Raw genomic sequence first — 19,273 nt, 5'->3', positions numbered from 1 at the left:
GATACCATGGCGTCATTCGATGTACGTTTTATCAAGACCGTCTGCGACGACACCGGGCACGAGCACCGCGCCTGCCAGGCCGCTTTCACCGTCGAGGCCCCGTCGCTGACGGAAGCGGTTCGGCGTGCCGAGGCGGACTTCTGCAGGCAGAAGCATGTTCACGATTGGACGATCTTCGCGGATGCCGTTGAATTCCGGGCACCGACCGCGCTGGAACGGGCCTGGGCGTCCTAGCGAGGCTGATGTCTTGGACAACGTCGTTCGCCGTTACGCCGGCTACAATGTGCCGCGCTATACGTCATATCCGACTGCCGCCGATTTCACGCCAGCGGTTACGGCGGATGAACACGCGGCCTGGCTCGGCAGCCTGGACGGGCGCGAGAGCGTCTCGCTCTATCTGCACGTGCCTTATTGCCGCGAGATATGCTTTTATTGCGGCTGCAACACCAAGATGGCGGTGCGAGATGACGTGATCGACGCCTATCGCCGCGCGCTGGAGGTCGAGATCAATCTCGTCGCCGGTCTCATGAGGCAGAGACCGAGGATTGCCCGATTGCATTGGGGCGGCGGTACGCCCAGCATTCTTGGACCTCGCGGCTTGCGGTCGGTCGCGACGGCGCTTCGTCGTCAATTCTCGTTTGATATCGGTTTTGAGCACGCTATCGAGCTCGACCCGCGGCGCGTCACGCCCGCATTGGCAAAGGCGCTAAGCGAACTTGGCGTGACCCGAGCGAGCCTCGGCGTGCAGGACGTCAATCCATTGGTTCAGGCTGCGATCGGCCGGCTTCAGCCATTGGCCGTGATCGAGACGGCGATCGAGCACCTGCGGTCGGTGGGCATCACCAATCTGAACTTCGACCTCATCTATGGCCTGCCGCTGCAGACCGTCGAATCGGTCCGCAAGACCTGTAATCTGGTCGCTGCGATGGCGCCGGACCGTATCGCCTGCTTCGGCTATGCCCATCTGCCACACCTCAAGGCCAACCAGCGGCGGATTGATGAAGCCAAGCTGCCGTCGCAGGATCAGCGTATCGATCAGGCCGAGGCGATGTCTGAGGAGCTGACCCGCGCCGGCTACACGAAAGTCGGCCTCGATCATTTTGCCAGGCCCGGCGATGCGCTTCCACAGGCTGCGGCCAGCGGAAAGCTTCATCGCAACTTCCAGGGCTATACGGACGATGCCAGCCGTGTCCTGCTCGGACTTGGTGCCTCGTCGATCTCAACCTTCGCGGATGGTTTCGTCCAGAACATCGCGGACGTTCCCAGATATATCCGCAGCATCGAGGCGGGCTCACTCGCTTCAGCGAGGGGATGCTGGCTCGATGAGAGAGACCGGCAGCGCGCGCTGATCATCGAGCGCCTGATGTGCGACTTCGCCGTCGATCTCGATGCCGTCGCACCAAATGCTGGCTTTCGCGATGAAATGGCGATTCTGGCGCCGATGCAATGGGACCGATTGGTCGAGATCGACGGCGCGAAATTGACGGTGACGCAAGCCGGCCGAGCCGTGGTTCGCGTCATCGCCGCAGCCTTCGACACGTACAGGCGGGGAGAGCCAGCACAGTTCAGCAGGGCAATTTGATCTGCGTCAACGACGAAGCTCCTCCCGGCATTTAGGGCAAATACGCGAAAGAGGGGCATAACAATGTCGATTGAAGCAGGCGTCGCGAAGCGCAGTTCAGTTTTCAGAGGCCTTCTAAACCGCTTCGGAGGCGTCGTAGCCCGATGGAACGAGCTGCAGCGGCTGGACTCGCAGGAGATGGAAGCTATTGCCCGCGAGCTCAATCTGTCGAAGGCGGAGCTTTGTGCATTGACTTTTAGGCCCTCGGGCTCGCTTCAGTCACTGAGCAGGCGTCTCTGCCATGCCGGCCTGTTCGAGGACGAGCTGGCAGCCGCTCACGGCGACGTGCTCCGCGACATGCGGCGGGTATGCGGCCAGTGCCAGTCGAAAGCACGCTGCGCCAGAGACCTGAAGCACGAGCGGCGGGCGACCCCGGCAAAATACTGCCCAAATGAGCAGACCCTGCGGGCGTTGGCGGACGAGATGCATCAGGCCGCCGCTCGGATCCTGCCACTTCCTGCCGCTCGCAATTGATGTCGATCAAACCGCGCGCGCCGCGCGTGTGTTTCCCTGCCTGCATTCCAGTCCCGAAGGAAGCCGCATCATGACGAACGCCTCCGCCAGCGTAAAATCAATGACGTTTGGAGAAGCGGTATTATGGCCGCTGTTCGCGGTGCTCGCATTTCTGTGTCTGATCGGTGCAGGATTTGCTCATGATACACCGTTCGCCTTTCATGCTTCGCTCGCATGCGTCGCCAGCATCGCCGCGTCCTTCGTAATTCTCAACCGCTATTACGATCGTCCAGCAGAGTTGCCGCCGCAGGAGATCAATGGGCGCCCCAACTACAGTCTGGGGCCGATCAAGTTTGCGTCGGTCGCGGCGATCTTCTGGGGCATCGCGGGCTTTACCGTGGGGCTTATCATCGCTTCCCAGCTCGCATGGCCGTCGCTGAATTTCGATTTGCCCTGGACAACCTTCGGTCGCCTGAGGCCCCTTCACACATCAGCGGTCATCTTCGCCTTCGGAGGCAATGTCTTGATCGCCACTTCGTTTTACGTTGTGCAAAAGACCTGCCGCACGCGACTCTCCGGAGATCTCGCACCCTGGTTCGTCGTGCTCGGTTACAATTTCTTCATCGTCATCGCCGGCACCGGCTATCTGCTCGGCGTCACGCAGTCAAAGGAATATGCGGAGCCGGAGTGGTACGCGGATCTATGGCTGACCATCGTCTGGGTCACCTATCTCTTGGTGTTCCTGATGACGCTGGTCAAGCGCAAGGAACCGCACATCTTTGTCGCCAACTGGTTCTATCTGGCGTTCATTGTCACCATCGCCGTGCTCCATCTCGGGAACAATCCCGCGCTGCCGGTATCGGTGTTCGGCTCAAAGTCCTACATCGCGTGGGGCGGCGTGCAGGATGCCATGTTCCAATGGTGGTACGGCCACAATGCGGTCGGCTTCTTCCTCACTGCCGGCTTCCTTGCCATCATGTACTACTTCATCCCGAAGCGAGCAGAGCGTCCGATCTATTCTTACCGGCTCTCCATCATCCACTTCTGGGCCCTGATCTTCCTCTATATCTGGGCCGGCCCGCACCACCTTCATTATACGGCGCTGCCTGACTGGGCGCAGACGCTTGGCATGACCTTCTCCATCATGCTCTGGATGCCGTCCTGGGGCGGCATGATCAACGGCCTGATGACGCTGTCGGGTGCCTGGGACAAGCTGCGCACCGATCCCGTGCTGCGCATGCTCGTGGTTTCCGTGGCTTTCTACGGGATGGCGACCTTCGAGGGGCCGATGATGTCGGTCAAGGTGGTCAATTCGCTGAGTCACTATACCGACTGGACGATTGGTCACGTTCATTCCGGCGCACTTGGCTGGGTCGGCTTCGTTTCCTTCGGCGCACTCTATTGCCTGGTGCCCTGGCTCTGGAATCGCAAGGGGCTCTACAGCCTGAAGCTGGTGAACTGGCACTTCTGGATATCGACCATCGGCATCGTCCTCTACATCTCCGCGATGTGGGTATCGGGCATCCTGCAGGGGCTAATGTGGCGCGCCTACACCTCGCTTGGCTTCCTGGAATATTCCTTCATCGAGTCGGTCGAGGCCATGCATCCCTTCTACATCATCCGCGCAGCCGGTGGCGCCTTGTTCCTGATCGGCGCGCTGATCATGGCCTTCAATCTCTGGATGACGGTTAACGCGGGTGAAGCTGAAGAAACGCAAGCCGCCGGCCTGCTCCAGCCTGCCGAATAGGTCTTCCCATGTCTCTCTGGAATCGACACAAGATATTCGAGAAGAATTCGATCATCCTGATCGCGGGCATTCTCGCGGTCATCGCGGTCGGCGGCTTGGTGGAGATCACCCCGCTCTTCTACCTGAAAAGCACTATCGAGGTGGTCGACGGCGTGCGTCCGTATACGCCGCTGGAGCTAACCGGCCGCAACATCTATGTCCGCGAGGGATGTTACCTCTGCCATTCGCAGATGATCCGCCCGCTGCGTGACGAAGTCGAGCGCTACGGTCATTATTCACTCGCCGCCGAGAGCATGTACGACCATCCCTTCCAGTGGGGATCGAAGCGGACGGGTCCAGACCTCGCCCGGGTCGGCGCGAAATATTCCGATGACTGGCACGTTCGACACCTGACCGATCCCAGAGCGATTGTGCCGCAGTCGGTGATGCCCGGCTATCCGGCACTCGCTGCGACCGAGGTCAATATTGATGATATTGCCGCGCATCTTCGCACCAGCCGCGCCGTCGGCGTTCCCTATACCGACGATCAGATCGCCAACGCCAAGGCCGATCTGCTGGCGCAGGCCGATCCCGACAATGCCGGTATAGACGCATTTCAGAAGCGTTATCCGAAGGCCGCCGTGCGCAACTTCGACGGCAAGGGCGGCAATCCCACCGAGCTCGATGCGCTGGTCGCCTATCTGCAGATGCTGGGCACGCTTGTCGACTTCAAACTCTACGACGAAAAAGCGAATTTGCGCTGAAGAGGTCGGACATGAAAGCAATCGTTTCCATCGAGAACCTGGCTTCGCATCTCGTCCTCTCATTTTGGACGCCGGTCTTCGTTGCCATTTTTGCTGCCATCGTCATTTACGCGCTGCGCCCCCGCAACAAAGCGCTGTTCGATGCCGCGGCCAAGATGCCGCTGCGGGAGGATTGATAGATGAGTGAGCATGGCGATATCGATCACGTTTCGGGCCACGCGACCACGGGCCACGAATGGGACGGCATCAAGGAGTTGAATACGCCCTTGCCGCGGTGGTGGATTCTCACCTTCTACGCCACCATCATCTGGGCGATCGGCTATTGGGTGGTCTACCCGGCGTGGCCGCTGGTGACGGGCTATACGAGCGGGCTGTTTCATTATTCGACGCGCGCAAGCGTTGCTGACGAGCTCGCCAATCTCGAAGCCTTGCGCGGCGAGAAGATGAAAGCGCTCGGCACCGCGTCTCTTGCCGACATCGAGAAGGACCCGACGCTGCTGGCGCTCGCGCGGGCGCGCGGCAAGACCGTGTTCGGCGATAATTGCGCACCCTGCCACGGCAGCGGCGCGGCGGGTGCGAAGGGCTATCCGAACCTGAATGATGACGATTGGCTGTGGGGCGGGTCGCTCGACCAGATCATGCAGACCATCGAGTTCGGTGCGCGTTCCGGACACACCAAGGCGCACGAGGGCCAGATGCTCGCCTTCGGACGCGATGAGATCCTGAAGAGGGACGAAATCGTCACCGTCACCAACTATGTGCGCTCGCTGTCCGACCTCTCGACGGCGCCGGGCTATGACGCTGCGGCCGGCAAGAAGATCTTTGCGGAAAACTGCGCGAGCTGCCATGGCGAGGCGGGCAAAGGCAACCAGGAAATGGGGGCGCCGAACCTGACCGACAAGATTTGGCTCTATGGATCGGACGAAGCCACCCTCGTCGAGACCATCACAAACGGCCGCGCCGGCGTGATGCCGGCCTGGAGCGGACGCCTTGATCCGGTGACGATCAAGGCGCTGACGGTCTATGTGCACTCGCTGGGCGGCGGCAAATAAGTGCGGCAGGGGCTAGACCGGTTGACGCAGGTCAAGTCCAGCCATCGTGGCGAGGTGTAGCGCTATCGGAGGATTTCGATGAGCCTTCCGATGAACAAGAACGTCACACCGAACGAGCTCTTGAGCGCCGACGATGACATGCCGCTCTACGAGCCGCACAAGAAGGTCTATCCGCAGCGCGTTTCCGGCACTTTCCGCCGCATCAAATGGGGGCTGATGGCGTTCTGCCTCGGCGTCTATTACCTCCTGCCGTTCGTGCGCTGGAATCGCGGTCTTGGCGCGCCCGATCAGGCCGTGCTGATCGACTTTCCCAACGAACGCTTCTATTTCTTCTTCATCGAGCTTTGGCCGCAAGAGGTCTATTACTTCACCGGGCTGTTGATCCTCGCCGCCTTTACGCTGTTCCTGATGAATGCGCTCGGTGGCCGCATCTGGTGCGGCTACTTTTGTCCACAGACGGTCTGGACCGACCTGTTCTACGCGGTCGAGCGCTGGACCGAGGGCGACCGCCGCGAGCGGATCAAGGCCGATGCCGGTCCGATGACCGCCAATCGCCTGGCGCTGCGCTCGTTGAAACACGTCATCTGGCTCATGATCGCCTGGTGGACGGGCGGCGCCTGGGTCCTCTATTTCTCCGACGCGCCGACCCTGGTGAAGGATCTCGCCACCTTCCAGGCGCCGGCGCTCGCCTATATCTGGATCGGCATTCTCACGGCCTCCACCTATCTCTTGGCCGGCCATGCGCGGGAGCAGGTCTGCCTCTACATGTGTCCGTGGCCGCGCATCCAGGCCGCGCTGACCGACGAGTGGGCGCTCAACGTCACCTACAAATACGATCGCGGCGAGCCGCGCTGCTCGATGAAAAAGGCGATCGACCTGCGCTCGCTTGGCGAGAAGGTCGGCGACTGCGTCGACTGCAACCAGTGTGTGGCGGTCTGTCCGACCGGCATCGACATCCGCGACGGCGCGCAGCTCGGTTGTATCCAGTGTGGTCTCTGCATCGACGCCTGCGATACCGTGATGAAGAAGATCGGCCGCCCCACAAGGCTGATCGGTTACGACAACGACATCAACGTCCAGCGCCGGATTGCAGGCAAAGAGGAAATCTTCAAGCCGGTCCGCGCCAGGACGATCGTCTATGCGGCGCTGATCGCCGTGGTTTGTTCGGTGATGCTGTATGCGCTGCTGACGCGGTCGCTGCTGGACCTCAACGTGCTCCACGACCGCAATCCCGTGGCAGTCAGGCTCAGCGACGGCTCGATCCGCAACGGCTATACCTTGCGCTTCCTCAACAAGCGCGGCTTCGACCGTGTTATCGCAATCGATATCGATGGCCCAGCTAACGCGCAAATCCACGTCATCGGCGTCGATTCCGTCACACCCGATAGGCCCATGATCATCCTCGCCCGCGACACGACCACCGAACTGCGCGTGCTGGTGACCGCACCCTTCGACGAGAAGGCGGAGAAGACGACGCCCGTCAAATTCCGCGTCACCGACATCGGGCTCGGCGAGGTTGCCTCCGCCGTCGACCATTTCGTGATGCCCTGATCCCAGAGGAACAGTCATAATGGCTCGCTCATCCGCTCCACGACAGATTACCGGCCGATTTGTGCTGATCGCGGTGGTTTCGTTCTTTGCCGTCGTCATCAGCGTCAACGCGGTGATGATGCGGCTTGCCATCGCGACGCTGCCCGGAACCGAAGTCGACAGCGCCTATAGCGCGAGCCTTGCCTATCAGCGGGAGATTCGGGCTGCGCATCAGCAGAGCGAACGCAATTGGAAGGTCGATGCTCACGTCGAGCGCAGCGCCGACGGGACGACCCGGTTGAACGTGGATGCAAAAGCCCAGGACGGATCGTCGCTTGCGGGATTGTCGGTCTTTGGGCGGCTCGAACGCCCGACCGACCGCAGGGCCGATCATGTGTTCGAAGTGTCGGAGAGTGGCGGTGGTGGTTATCGCGGCATGGCGCACGGCGTTACTGCCGGGCAGTGGGATCTGGTGATCGAAGCCGATCGCGCCGGGAAGCGCCTTTTCTTGTCGCGCAACCGCGTAGTCCTGAATTGAGAGGCGCGGCGATGCAATCGACCATCGATTTCTCGCATTACCTGAAGAAGGCCGGTTCGGACCTGCTGCATCTCGATTTGGCGGTCGAAGGCATCAATTGCGCGGGCTGCATGGCCAAGATCGAGCGCAATCTGTCGAAGATCCCGGATGTCACCTCGGCGCGAGTCAATCTGACCGATCGTCGCCTGGCGCTGGAGTGGAAGGAGGGCGCGGTCGATCCGGCGCTGTTCGTCGATCGTCTCGCCGAACTTGGTTACAGGGCCTATCCGTTCGAGCCTGCCGGCGCCGAGACGCGCGAAGCCGAGCGCGCAAGCGCGCTGCTGCGGCGCCTCGGAGTTGCGGCCTTTGCGGCGATGAATGTGATGATGCTGTCGGTGCCGGTCTGGTCCGGCAATGACAGCGACATGCTGCCCGAGCAGCGTGACTTCTTCCATTGGCTCTCGGCGCTGATCGTGCTGCCGGCCGCTGCTTATTCGGCCCAACCCTTCTTCTCCTCCGCCTATGCAGCGCTCCGTGCCCGCGGCGTTAATATGGATGTGCCGATCTCGATCGGCATCATTCTGGCATTGGCGATGTCGCTGTTCGAAACCGCTACCCACGCCGACCACGCTTATTTCGATGCGGCTATCATGCTGATCGCCTTCCTGCTGGCCGGCCGTTATCTCGACCAGAACATGCGGCGGCGCACCCGCGCCTTTGCCGGTAACCTGGCGGCGCTGAAGGCCGAGACGGCGACCAAGTTCATCAATGACGACGAGATTCGCACCGTTCCCGTCGCGGCGATCCGTCCCGGCGACATCGTTCTGCTCCGCCCCGGCGAACGTTCGGCGGTCGACGGCAGCGTCATCAGCGGACGGTCCGAGATCGACCAGAGCCTGATCACCGGCGAGACGCTGCCAACCACGGCCGTGGCGGGAAGCGCGATTTATGCAGGGACACTGGTGCGATCCGGTGCGTTGCGCGTCAGGGTATCGGCGGCCTCCGAAGGCACGCTGTTGTCCGAAATCTCGCGGTTGCTCGAAAGTGCCGTGCAGTCGCGTTCGCGCTATCTGCGCCTGGCCGAACGCGCTTCGAGGCTCTACGCCCCAGCCGTCCATGCTACCGCCCTGTTGACCATGATCGGATGGCTGATTGCTGGTGCCGGGCTGCATGATTCGATCGTGATCGCGATCGCGGTGCTCATCATCACTTGCCCTTGTGCGCTTGGCCTTGCCATCCCCGCAGTGCAGACGGTCGCTTCCGGTGCACTGTTCGGCTCGGGCGTATTGCTCAATTCGGGCGATGCGATTGAGCGTATCGCGGAGATCGACCGGGTGATTTTCGACAAGACGGGCACGCTGACCTTGCCGGAGCTCGATGTCGCGAATGCGGCTGCCATTCCCGCATGCGTCTTCGAACTCGCAGGCCGCCTAGCGCTGTCGAGCCGCCATCCAGTGGCCGCTGCAGTGGCGCGCGCGGCTGGTGCCAAAGCGCCGCTGCCCGGCATCGAGGAGGAGCCGGGGCAGGGCGTCTACGGCGTAATGGATGGTCTTGAAGTCAGGCTCGGCCGTCCCTCCTGGTGTGGTGCCGATAAATCCGCCAACGAAATTCTGCAAGGCGACCCGGAGGCATCCGTCGTCGCGTTCCGGCATGGTGAGAGGCATTATGTCTTCGCCGTCCGCCAGCGGATCCGCGCTGATGCCGCAAAGGTCATCTCGGCACTGCATCGGACGGGCCTGACCGTCGAGATGCTTTCCGGTGACCGCGAGCCGGCTGTGAGGGAAGCGGCGCTGGCACTCGGCATTCACCGATGGCGTGCGGAAGTGACCCCAGTCGACAAGATCGAGCGCATCGAGCAGATCAAGCGCGATGGGCGCAAGGTGCTCATGGTCGGCGACGGCCTGAACGATGCACCCGCGCTGGCAGCCGCCCATGCCTCGATGTCGCCGGTCACCGCGACGCATATGAGTCAGGCTGTCGCCGATGCCGTGTTTCTCGGCGAGCGGCTTGCGCCTGTCGAGGCCGCGATTACTGTTTCGCGCAAGGCGCTGCGGCTGATGCGGCAGAATTTGTGGCTTGCAGTCATCTATAATGTGCTCGCCGTGCCGATCGCCATTGCCGGATTCGTGACGCCGCTGATCGCGGCGGCTGCGATGTCCGGTTCATCGCTGCTCGTGATGCTCAACGCCCTGCGCGCGCGCCAGCACAGGGAAACGATCTGATGGAAGTCCTGGTCTATCTGGTTCCGCTTGCGATCACGCTCGGCGCGCTCGGCCTTGCGGCTTTCCTTTGGTCGCTGAAGAATGGCCAGTACGACGATCTCGACGGCGCGGCATGGCGGGCGATCGCCGACGATGAGCCGTCCGACAAGTCTTCCTCTGTGCTCTAACTAAGATGAACTACGAAAGTGTCGACTTCCGAGTCTAGTCCGACCGTCAGCGCGGGCCGTTGTTGTGCGAGCAGGACGTTAAGCCGGATCCACAAGATCAATAAGGGCCAACTCGGACTCATGCACCGCAGCAAAGTGAGCCTCAGGTGGATGCGAAATCTGCCAGGTGATCCGGTCTTATCGGCTGTTCCGGACGTAGCGGCTTCGCGCAAGCTTCAAATTCGAGACGAGGGGTTGGACGGTATGCTAGATCGGTTCGAGATGAGCTCCTGGAAACTGAGCTACTCGACACCACACTTGCTTCGATCTTCGCGCTGCCGGTCAGTAATCACAATGATGATTTCGGGTAGCGCTTCCTCAGCGGCTTGATAGCTTGAGCCGATCATCCACTAGCTAGTTCTGCTCAATCGGACCCGCGCCTCAGATGTCATGCTCCCAGATCCCCCGCCAAACTGCGCCGCTGTCATCTTATTGATCTATCGCAATGTCTCACGACGCGACATCTGCGACTATTGCGACAAATCTATCTTTAGGGAGGGCGCAAATGGTCATTGAAATCTTGCGCCAAGAGCATCGCAACATCGAAAATTTGCTTATCGTTCTTGAGCGGGAGCTGGACGTTTTCGCGCGGGGAGGCCATCCCGACTATGAGGTCGTCCATGCAGTTATCGGATATTTCCAAGTCTATCCCGATGTCTATCACCATCCGCTGGAGGACAGGGTATTCGAGAAACTGAAGGTGCGCGATTCCGCCGTGGCCGCGAAGATCGGCGATCTCGCGGCCGATCACCGGCGGTGCGCCGAACGTTTGCGTAAGGTCGCCCAAGCAGTCGAGAATGTACTCGCTGATCGGGAACTCCTTCGCCAAACCATCAACGACATTATTCGCGACTTTATCGAGCAGGAGCGGCGTCATATGGCCATGGAAGAGCGAGTTTTCTTTCCGGCCGCGATCAACGCTCTGCAACCTGCGGACTGGGCGGAGATCGCTTCGAGATTGACGGATCAGAGTGATCCGCTTTTCAGTGAAGTTGTCGAAGAGAAATTCGAGGTCGTGCGACGGCATATCTTGCAGCTGGAGCAGGAGGCAGAGGCGGAACGATCGACGCATTTCTGATGCCATGTTTTACGAGAGGCCAATGCTTCGCGACAGCTCGTTGTTGTTGCTGGCGTGCAAGAATCCCCTCGCGCTCATGTATCATAGCAACCGACCTGCCGGCGCAACTGGCCAGAATTTAACGTTAGAGAATGGAGGCTGCGATGACGACAACCCAGCATGAATCTTATCCTTTTGTCACGAAGGTCATCGATCTGTTTGGCGATTGGCTCAAGCAGCGTCGAGAGTTGAACGAGCTGATGGAGTTCGCAGCCGATCCGGGCGAGCTGGAGCGGGTTGCGCGTGAGCTCAACGTGATGCCCGCCGATCTCGAGATGCTGGTGCGGCAGGGTTCGCAGGCCGCGAACGAGTTGCCGTACACGCTCACGGCACTGGGTATCGATGAAACGGCCTTGTGGCGTGCGCAGCCGGCCTTATTGCGCGATATGGAGCGCGTTTGCTCGTTCTGTACACACAAGCGCCGGTGCCATGAGGAGCTCGCGGCCGGTACTGCTGCGACGAACTATGTAGAGTATTGCGAAAATGCGGATACAATTGACACGTTGAGGTTCAAGAGTTGAAGATCATGAACTGATCAAGACCCGGCCGCCGCGCGATCTGAGGGGCGCACGGAGGCGGGCGACGCCACCAGAGCTTTGGAGCGAGCTATTACGACGACGGCTTACTTGACGAAGTTGAGGTAGGAAGTGAGCGCCTCGATTTCAGCTGGCCCCAACGAACGAGCGACGATAGGCATCGGAGTGCCCACGCCCGAATGATTCCTTGGCCCCACTGCTCGAGCCGCGCTTTCAGATAGGTATAGGCCAGACCTCCGAGACGCGGGATATCCCGCAGGCCCTCGCCATTGGGACCGTGACAGGCATAGCAGGACGCGATACTGGCCTCGGGAATTCCGTCCATGTAGATGGCTTTGCCCTTGGCAGCGATATCCCTGTCACCGTCATTGGCGGCCTTGGGCGGGATGGTTGCAAAATAGTCGGCAAGCTCGCGCGCAGCCTGCGGTCCGAGTGCCGCCACCGCACTCCACATATATTGCCTTGAATACGGATTGTCCCGGGTGTGCTCGCGAAAATCTCTGATCTGGTTGAGCAGATAGAGCGGCCGCTGGCCCGCCAGCCGTGGGGCGCCCATGTATCCCTGTGCTCCCGTTCCGTGGCACCAAGTGCAATTGCGGACGACCGCGGCCTGTTCTCCGGCAACAAGAGGCGTGATCGAGACAACGAGCGTCGAGAGCGCGATTTTCCAGGCGATGCGCTTCATGACCTCATGCTCTCGCACAGTACATTCGACCGAGGCCGATTGAAGACCGTGATGCTCATGGGAGGGTGCTCACATAGGCGGCGACGGCTTCAATCTCTGATCTCGTCAGATTGTGCGCGGTCGGCGCCATGATCGCCGATGTGTCGACCGCTGTCCCCTGGCCTCGCAGCTTGCTCCAGCCGGCGAGCTGACTAACGGTGTATTCATAGAGTTGGCCGGCCAGCCGCGGAATCTCATTCTGGCCCTTGGCCTCGCTGCCATGACAGGCGGAGCAGGCTGGCACGTTGGATTCAGGCAATCCCTCGTCGAAGATTTTCCTGCCCAATCCCAGGGATACTCTCGGCGCCCCTCCGATCGGTCGTGGATCGAGATGCCTGAAATGGTCAGCCAGCGCCGAAATCATCGAGTGACTCAACACGTGCGCGACATTCTGCATCACCGGATTGGTACGCCGGCGCTCGACGAAGGCCCGCAACTGATTTTCGATGTATTGCGGCTGCTACCCGGCCAGTCGCGGCATCGGAAGCCAGCCGCGATAACCCTGGCCCGCCAGGCCGTGGCACGTCTTGCAATATTCCAGCTTGGCCTCGATGCCGCCTCTGGCCGCGACTGGAACGATGCTTTCGTCCGCGCGACTTCCGACCGAGAAGACCGCAGGCAAAACCACCGGCAGCAAAGCTGCACAGACGCCTAGCACGCGCCCTGTTCTTCTGGTCACGAGCGTCGTTTGTTCCAGCCCGGTCAAGAGCCGCCAGATATTGGGACTGGATTGAACGAAGCGTTTGAGCTCTTCGCGCGGAAACCGGCACACACTGACCTCGCCAATAGCATCGGCCGAGATGCTGAAATGATCGGCAAGCGGCATCGCAAGAAAATCGCCGGGTAGTGCGAACGCTACTACTTGTCGACGCCTATCGGGCAGCAGTTTGTAAAGCCGCACCTCGCCATACGAGAGCCCGAATGCATTGCGGTCACCTTCCGATAAAATCCTATGTCCTCCGTCGAAACGAACGTGGGTTGCAAGCCGCTTCATCTCCGCGAGCTCGCGCCTGTCACAGGACTCGCCGCAAAATAGAATTGGAAAGAATGTCGATGTCCGAGGCATGGCTCCGCCTCGTGATCGGAATTATTATCAAACCGCCGCTCGACTCCCGAGCCAGCGTCTCTTGCTTACACGGCCTTGTCGAGATTCGTGTTGATGCAGGTCAACCGGTCGGTTGAAGGCGGATCAACGGTGCCGCGCGATATAAGCATGGGTTCACCGCGGCTTGGCCTTATGCGATCCGTCTCACGCCGCCGTGCGTGCGGCGACCGCCTCGTAAATGTCCTCCTCCTGCGCCGTGTGCATCCGCACCAGCGTCTCGATCGCCTCGATCACCCGCTGTGCGTCGCGGATAAGATATCGGTCGACTTCCTCGGACGGCAAATCTTCCGCCACGCGCGCGAGCAATCTTGCCAGATGCAATATCTCGCGATGCGCCCGGCTCATCGCGGAGAGGCTATGGCTCTCCTGCAGGATCTTGGCAAGGCGCGGATAGATCTGGCCCTCATCGTCGCGCTCGTGCGTGACCACCTGTTGCTGGACCAGGCGATTGGCTTCTGCAATCAAGCTCGCACCATCGCCGGGCTCTACTTCGTCGAGCGCGTCGACGATCGATCGCAGCCGATCGAGCTCTCTCAGCAGCGCGAGATGGTCGCGATGCAATTCTCGCCCATCCTCGACGCCGATGCGCCTTCCGGTGCGGCCAAGCCCAGGCGAAAGTGCCCTCAGCGCATTGAGGATCACGCCGACGTCGATCACCTCTTGCACGATCGCCGCCGGCACCGGCGCGAGCCAGCCGGCGGTCGCCGCCGCCATGGCGAGCAGCGACAATCCCATGCCTGCGACAATGCTTTGTATGGCAATCCTACGCGCACGCTTCGCAATCATGATCGCTTCACCGACCCGCTCCAGCCGGTCGGGGACGATCACGACGTCCGCAGCCTCGGAGGAAGCGCTGGCGCCGCGTGCGCCGAGTGCAATCCCGATATCAGCCGTCGCAAGCGCCGGTGCATCGTTGATGCCGTCTCCGACCATGATCGTTGGAGTGCGCCGCTGCTCGCTGCGCACCGCCTCGACCTTGTCGGCGGGAACGCGGTCGGCAAGTACCGCATCGAGATCGAGCGCCGCTCCGATCGCCTGCGCGGCGGCGGCGCGATCGCCGGTTACCATGACGATGCGCGTGATGCCGGAATCACGCAGCAGGCGGATCGCGCGCGGCGTATCGGAACGCAGTTCGTCGGCGAGCAGCAACGCGCCGATCGCGCGGCCCTCGACCGCGACAAAGACGATCAGCGCCGACCGCCAGGAGGCCCGGCGGATGGCACGCGCCGCCCATGGCGCCACTTGGCCCGCCGCCATGACCAGATCGCGCGAACCGGCGCTGACGTACTTGCCGTCGATAATGCCGGAGAGGCCCGCACCCATGGTCTCCTGGACCTGCTCCGGTACTTTGAACTTCAGCGCGCGCTCGACGCCGGCCTGAACGATGGCCTTGGCAAGCACGTGATGGGATGCCTGCTCGAGCGAAGCGCCAAGGGTCAGCACGCGCTCGACGGTCTCGCCCGGCGCCACCTCGACCGATAGCAGGCGCGCCCCACCAACCGTCAGCGTGCCGGTCTTGTCGAACAGTACGGTATGCGCCCGCGCCAGCGTTTCCAGCGCGGCGCTACCCTTGACCAGAATGCCCCGCCGCGCCGCTTGTGCGACGCCCGCAATGAAAGCCACCGGCGCCGCCAGGATCAACGGACATGGCGTCGCGGCGACCAGGACCGCCAGGCTGCGGATGAGGTCACCCGAGATCAGCCAGGCGAGTAGCGCAATGGCCAACGTGACGGGCAGGAAGATCAGCGCGTAGCGGTCAGCGAGCCGGACGAACGGCGCCTTGGCGGCCTGTGCCGCGGTCACCAGCCGCACGATGCCGGCATAAGTGCTTTCGCCGGCCGGGGCGCTCGCCGTCATTTCAAACGTCTCACCCATATTCAAGGCACCCGACAGCACGGCGCCACCGCGCGTTTTCACGACCGAGATGGGCTCCCCCGTCAATGCCGAATCATCAATTGTTGCGGCGGCCGAGGCGACCGCGCCGTCGACAGGAACAATCTCGCCCGCTCGTACCATGAGCTGGTCACCCACTTGAACTGCCGCGATTGGCACATCCTCGATGCGATCGTCAATCCTTCGATGGGCCTCGCGCGGGGCGCGGTCGACCAGCGAGCGTAAATCATGCTCGGCGCGCGCAACCGCGATATCCTCAAGCACATTGCCGCCGGAATACATCAGCGCCACCACAGCGCCGGCAAGCGGCTGATGCAGCGCGATCGCCGCACTCATCGACACCAGCGCGACCGCGTCAACCCCCAGCCGGCCGGCGAGGAGATCCCGCAGTATCGATGCCGCCAGCCCCCCGGTGATTGGAAGCGTCGCCAACGTAAAGCAGAGATCGGCGAGATCGCTCCTGTGCCCGGCATAAGCGACGCCACCCACCGCCAGTCCGAGAACCGCGATCGAGACGAGTGTCCATCGCAGGATACGTTCAAACGACATCGGCTTCATTCACCCTTGTAGCGACGAATCAAGTTTGACCGAGATTGCGCATCCTAAGTTGAGGGAGATCAATCGGAGACCTTGCGGAGGTGCACCTGTAATTAGACACGCGGTTATACCCGAGGGTCCGAAGCAACCTTGGCTAACAGCCCGGTCTGACTGAGGCGTAACAATGAAAACATTGGCCGAGACGCCTTGTTGCACCAAAAGTGTCCGCACGGATGTCGCAGATGGGTCAAGGCACAAAGTCGCTGCGCTCCAGCCCGCTGCGCGGGAGCAGGAGCCGATAAGCCGGTAGCCGGTCGAGAGGGTAAGGATAGCGCTGGAGAACTCCGTCCTGAGAATCGAGGTGCGTCAACCTCAACTCAGAATGGAACTCCCCATGAGTGAGACTAACAGTGTCAGTCCGCTGCGTCAGCGTATGATCGAAGACATGGCTGCGCGCAAGCTCACCCCGCATACGGGCGCTTGCGGGGCGAGTTCCCGAGCCGCGCCGCAAGCCCGCGATTGAAATCATTGATGTAGATCATTTCCGAGCCTGCTAGGCGGCGCATGCTGCACACGGAAAAATCAGGGATGTTCCACATGAAATCGATCTCGACGCCACATCACGAAAAATGTCCTCGGTGCGGTTCCGGGTTAGTCAATCTCGAGTGGGATGAACATATCAGTCCGCGGGAAGTCCAGGATCTTTGGCACTGTTGGAACTGCAAGAACGAATTTATCACCACGATCACGTCTGACGAGGAGGGCCCGTCAGTCACTGAGATCACCGAGCCATTCTTTACGAGTCTGGTGATGGAATGATGATTTGCGGATCGCCACGAGGTGACATCATTCGGTCACTCGATGAGCCGTCGCGACTAAGGCTGGCTGGGGTCCGGCGAGCAGTCGGCGATGCAGCTTGGGACGACGCGGGGGCTCACGCGGCCCAATAATCTTTGGAGTTTTTTACGGCGATTACGATGATGCCGACGGCGCCGCCAGTACAAAGCGACAGGTATCAGACGGCGGGCATGTCCGAGTTGGTCCAAAACGCGACCGCGACTCGCCTTCTATATCGGCTCCTGGGCGGCATCGGACGTTCGCGGCGAGTGGGGCGGCCGATCGCCGGCGCCACCGACTCGCTCCTGGCTTAAACCGACTCGTTTTGGCTCTAAGGGCAAGTCTGCCTAGAGCGCGATGGAATTGGGTTGAATCGCCGTCGCGCTCTAGATTCTTGTTTGAGCATGATCTTTTCGGAAAACCGCTTCACACTTTTCCGGATCATACTCCAGGCAGCGGGTAGAAACCTCTCCTCGATGATGGCGTTTTCCCAGGCGACGTCGCTTCGTGCAACGCGCGGAGCGTCTTTCAGGAGGTATGCCATGAACAGACTTGCTATCATCGTGCTGGCGGCGGCGGCCGTTTCGTCTTCCGCGAGCGCCCAATATGGCGCTCCCCCGACGACCGGCGCCGCGCAGCCTTCTCGGGATGACGCGGATGGAACCATGCTGAACGGCAAGGATCGCATCGGGCTCACCGCCACCCAACGGCAGATGATCGCCTGGAGCATTGCCGGTATCGCCGAAATGCAGCCGGTCCCGCCGGATTTCCGGCCGCAGCCGGGAACGAAAGTCCCCAGCCAAGTGAACCTCTCGCAGGTGCCTGCGATGGTCGAGGGGGTGGCACCGCCGGCAGCGGGATACGAATACGCCATGTTCGACGACAAGATCCTGCTACTACTGCAGGACGGTACCATCGCCGATGTGATCCACCTGAACCGCCGGCTCTAGATTAGGCGGCTGGGCTGCGCAGCCGGCTCCTTCGGACCGGCTGCGCAGTCGTCAGCTGATCATTCCGCGAGCTTGACGGGCGCCTTGTCGAAGGTGTGCAGGTAGGCGATCAGATCCTTGATCTTCTGCGGGTCCTTGATCCCAGCGAACGCCATCTTGGTGCCGGGCACGACGCCCTTCGGATCCTGTATGTACTTGGTGAATTCCTCGTCGGTCCAGGTGATGCCCGACTTCTTGTTGGCGTCGGAGTAGTTGTAGCCCTCGACCGATCCGGCCTTTCGTCCGATCAGCCCGTTGAGCACTGGGCCGACGGCGTTCTTGGCGTTGTCGCCAACCTGGTGGCAGGCCTTGCAGACGGCGAAGACCTTTTCGCCCGCGGCGGCATCCTGGGCGCTGGCCTGGCCGAGCCCGGCCGCCACGAGCAGGGCTGCAAGTACGATTCGTTTCATCCAGTTCTCCTTACTTCAGTTTCAAAAGTGACAGCTTCAGGCGACGAGGTCGACGGAGCTTCCCGTGGCGTCGATAAGATGAACGCGATCGATGTCGACGTGCGGCAACAGCGCTCGGATCTGATCTTCCGGCATCAGGCTGAACGCGGTGGACAACGCATCCGCGGCGGTCGCGTTGCGAGACACTGTCGTGACGCTACGGTAGCGGTCGGCGCAGCCGCCCGTCCGGGGATCGAACAGATGATTGAAACGACCCGCCGGGTCGAACTCAAAGCCGTACGCGCCCGACGTCGACACCGCGCGGTCGATGATCGGAAGCACGGTTTGGGTTCGCCTCACGACGTCCGGATCGGCGACGCCGACTTCCCAAGGACGTCCGTCCGGACGCGATCCGATGGCCCGCGTTTCTCCCATGTCGACCAGGCTGTGGCCGACACCCTGGGCCCGCAGCAGATCGACAACCTTGTCGGTGACGTAGCCTTGCGCGATCCCGTTCAGGGTCACGGCCATGCCGCGCGGCATCGCGATCCGGTCGCGACCGATCGACAGCCGACCGCAGCCGACGCTCGCGAGCGCTGCCTGGATCGTCGCCGGCGTCGGTCCGGCCGGATCCGGATCCTCTTGAGAGAAGTGGCCGGCGTAGAGGTCCCACAGCGGCTGCACGGTCAAATCGAACAGGCCGTCCGTCAGCTTGGCGTAATGCTGCGAGATCGACAGCAGTTCGACCATTTCGACGGCAGGGTCGACCAGGATGCCGGTCCGGTTCAGTTCGACGAGTGCGGAATCCTCCAGGTAGAGGCTGAACAGGCGCTCCAGCCGTCGCGCTTCTGCGCAAGCCGCCGAGATCAGCCGTTCCGCCTGAGCCCGGTCCTCGTGGTATATCTCCATCGTCGCTACCGCCCCCAGCATGGTGCCGCGCCAGATGAGAGGAGCCGCGCCAGCACGGGCGTGTGTCCCGGCGGGCACAAGGCCGAAACCTGCCGCCGCGGCACTGATCCGGACGAAGCGCCGGCGCGAGATCGTACGCGTCATCG

General features: G+C 61.5%; 20 protein-coding genes. 14 read left to right on the top strand and 6 right to left on the bottom strand.

Features of this window, described 5'->3' with window-relative positions; translation table 11 throughout:
* Nucleotides 1–6 precede the first annotated feature (6 nt).
* The 13 genes from M6D32_RS02330 (at nucleotide 7) to M6D32_RS02270 (ending at nucleotide 11,729) form a co-directional block, all read left to right on the top strand.
* Nucleotides 7–234: a hypothetical protein gene (locus M6D32_RS02330; RefSeq protein WP_298252956.1), complete on the top strand. Its 228-nt coding sequence runs from the start codon at nucleotides 7–9 to the stop codon at nucleotides 232–234.
* A 13-nt stretch (nucleotides 235–247) separates the two neighbouring features.
* Nucleotides 248–1,582, top strand: a complete 1,335-nt coding sequence (hemN, locus tag M6D32_RS02325) for an oxygen-independent coproporphyrinogen III oxidase (RefSeq protein ID WP_298252955.1) — start codon at nucleotides 248–250, stop codon at nucleotides 1,580–1,582.
* 63 nt (nucleotides 1,583–1,645) lie between these two features.
* On the top strand, nucleotides 1,646–2,095 hold the full coding sequence (locus tag M6D32_RS02320) for a DUF6455 family protein (protein WP_298252954.1): 450 nt from the start codon (nucleotides 1,646–1,648) through the stop codon (nucleotides 2,093–2,095).
* A 70-nt stretch (nucleotides 2,096–2,165) separates the two neighbouring features.
* Nucleotides 2,166–3,821: a cytochrome-c oxidase, cbb3-type subunit I gene (gene ccoN, locus M6D32_RS02315; protein WP_298252953.1), complete on the top strand. Its 1,656-nt coding sequence runs from the start codon at nucleotides 2,166–2,168 to the stop codon at nucleotides 3,819–3,821.
* Between the two features lie 8 nt (nucleotides 3,822–3,829).
* Nucleotides 3,830–4,564, top strand: a complete 735-nt coding sequence (gene ccoO, locus M6D32_RS02310) for a cytochrome-c oxidase, cbb3-type subunit II (RefSeq protein ID WP_298252952.1) — start codon at nucleotides 3,830–3,832, stop codon at nucleotides 4,562–4,564.
* An 11-nt stretch (nucleotides 4,565–4,575) separates the two neighbouring features.
* Nucleotides 4,576–4,740, top strand: a complete 165-nt coding sequence (locus M6D32_RS02305) for a cbb3-type cytochrome c oxidase subunit 3 (RefSeq protein WP_298252950.1) — start codon at nucleotides 4,576–4,578, stop codon at nucleotides 4,738–4,740.
* Between the two features lie 3 nt (nucleotides 4,741–4,743).
* Nucleotides 4,744–5,616 (top strand): cytochrome-c oxidase, cbb3-type subunit III, encoded by an 873-nt coding sequence (gene ccoP / locus M6D32_RS02300; protein WP_298252948.1) that lies wholly within the window; start codon nucleotides 4,744–4,746, stop codon nucleotides 5,614–5,616.
* Between the two features lie 90 nt (nucleotides 5,617–5,706).
* On the top strand, nucleotides 5,707–7,167 hold the full coding sequence (gene ccoG, locus M6D32_RS02295; protein WP_298253258.1) for a cytochrome c oxidase accessory protein CcoG: 1,461 nt from the start codon (nucleotides 5,707–5,709) through the stop codon (nucleotides 7,165–7,167).
* 19 nt (nucleotides 7,168–7,186) lie between these two features.
* Nucleotides 7,187–7,684 (top strand): FixH family protein, encoded by a 498-nt coding sequence (locus tag M6D32_RS02290; protein ID WP_298252946.1) that lies wholly within the window; start codon nucleotides 7,187–7,189, stop codon nucleotides 7,682–7,684.
* Between the two features lie 11 nt (nucleotides 7,685–7,695).
* Entirely contained in the window at nucleotides 7,696–9,885 is a 2,190-nt protein-coding gene (locus tag M6D32_RS02285) for a heavy metal translocating P-type ATPase (RefSeq protein WP_298252944.1), read from the top strand.
* The gene (gene ccoS, locus M6D32_RS02280) at nucleotides 9,885–10,052 is read left to right on the top strand and encodes a cbb3-type cytochrome oxidase assembly protein CcoS (protein ID WP_298252942.1); all 168 of its coding nucleotides are present in this window, start codon (nucleotides 9,885–9,887) and stop codon (nucleotides 10,050–10,052) included. Before M6D32_RS02285 ends, ccoS begins: the two co-directional genes overlap by 1 nt.
* A gap of 544 nt (nucleotides 10,053–10,596) precedes the next feature.
* Nucleotides 10,597–11,169 carry a hemerythrin domain-containing protein gene (locus M6D32_RS02275; protein ID WP_298252940.1) on the top strand — a complete coding sequence of 191 codons (573 nt, stop codon included), beginning with the start codon at nucleotides 10,597–10,599 and terminating at the stop codon, nucleotides 11,167–11,169.
* Between the two features lie 143 nt (nucleotides 11,170–11,312).
* Nucleotides 11,313–11,729 carry a hypothetical protein gene (locus tag M6D32_RS02270; protein ID WP_298252938.1) on the top strand — a complete coding sequence of 139 codons (417 nt, stop codon included), beginning with the start codon at nucleotides 11,313–11,315 and terminating at the stop codon, nucleotides 11,727–11,729.
* Nucleotides 11,730–11,817: 88 nt separating this feature from the next.
* Here the strand turns inward: M6D32_RS02270 and M6D32_RS02265 are convergent, their stop codons facing one another.
* The 4 genes from M6D32_RS02265 to M6D32_RS02250 form a co-directional block, all read right to left on the bottom strand.
* Entirely contained in the window at nucleotides 11,818–12,429 is a 612-nt protein-coding gene (locus M6D32_RS02265) for a c-type cytochrome (protein ID WP_298252936.1), read from the bottom strand.
* A gap of 55 nt (nucleotides 12,430–12,484) precedes the next feature.
* The gene (locus M6D32_RS02260; RefSeq protein WP_298252934.1) at nucleotides 12,485–12,904 is read right to left on the bottom strand and encodes a c-type cytochrome; all 420 of its coding nucleotides are present in this window, start codon (nucleotides 12,902–12,904) and stop codon (nucleotides 12,485–12,487) included.
* Between the two features lie 24 nt (nucleotides 12,905–12,928).
* Entirely contained in the window at nucleotides 12,929–13,462 is a 534-nt protein-coding gene (locus tag M6D32_RS02255) for a cyclic nucleotide-binding domain-containing protein (protein ID WP_298252932.1), read from the bottom strand.
* 255 nt (nucleotides 13,463–13,717) lie between these two features.
* On the bottom strand, nucleotides 13,718–16,015 hold the full coding sequence (locus M6D32_RS02250) for a heavy metal translocating P-type ATPase (RefSeq protein WP_298252930.1): 2,298 nt from the start codon (nucleotides 16,013–16,015) through the stop codon (nucleotides 13,718–13,720).
* Between the two features lie 1,367 nt (nucleotides 16,016–17,382).
* Between M6D32_RS02250 and M6D32_RS02245 the strand changes: the two genes are divergently transcribed.
* Complete coding sequence (locus M6D32_RS02245) at nucleotides 17,383–17,790, top strand: hypothetical protein (RefSeq protein ID WP_298252928.1); 408 nt, start codon at nucleotides 17,383–17,385, stop codon at nucleotides 17,788–17,790.
* Nucleotides 17,791–17,849: 59 nt separating this feature from the next.
* Here the strand turns inward: M6D32_RS02245 and M6D32_RS02240 are convergent, their stop codons facing one another.
* Both M6D32_RS02240 and M6D32_RS02235 read right to left on the bottom strand, forming a co-directional pair.
* Complete coding sequence (locus tag M6D32_RS02240; RefSeq protein WP_298252927.1) at nucleotides 17,850–18,239, bottom strand: cytochrome c family protein; 390 nt, start codon at nucleotides 18,237–18,239, stop codon at nucleotides 17,850–17,852.
* 36 nt (nucleotides 18,240–18,275) lie between these two features.
* Nucleotides 18,276–19,271: an FAD:protein FMN transferase gene (locus M6D32_RS02235; RefSeq protein ID WP_298252925.1), complete on the bottom strand. Its 996-nt coding sequence runs from the start codon at nucleotides 19,269–19,271 to the stop codon at nucleotides 18,276–18,278.
* Nucleotides 19,272–19,273 lie beyond the last annotated feature (2 nt).

It is taken from the genome of Bradyrhizobium sp. (genome assembly GCF_027307225.1).
Classification (GTDB): Bacteria; Pseudomonadota; Alphaproteobacteria; order Rhizobiales; family Xanthobacteraceae; genus Bradyrhizobium.
This window is presented reverse-complemented; position numbering and strand designations above follow the sequence as displayed.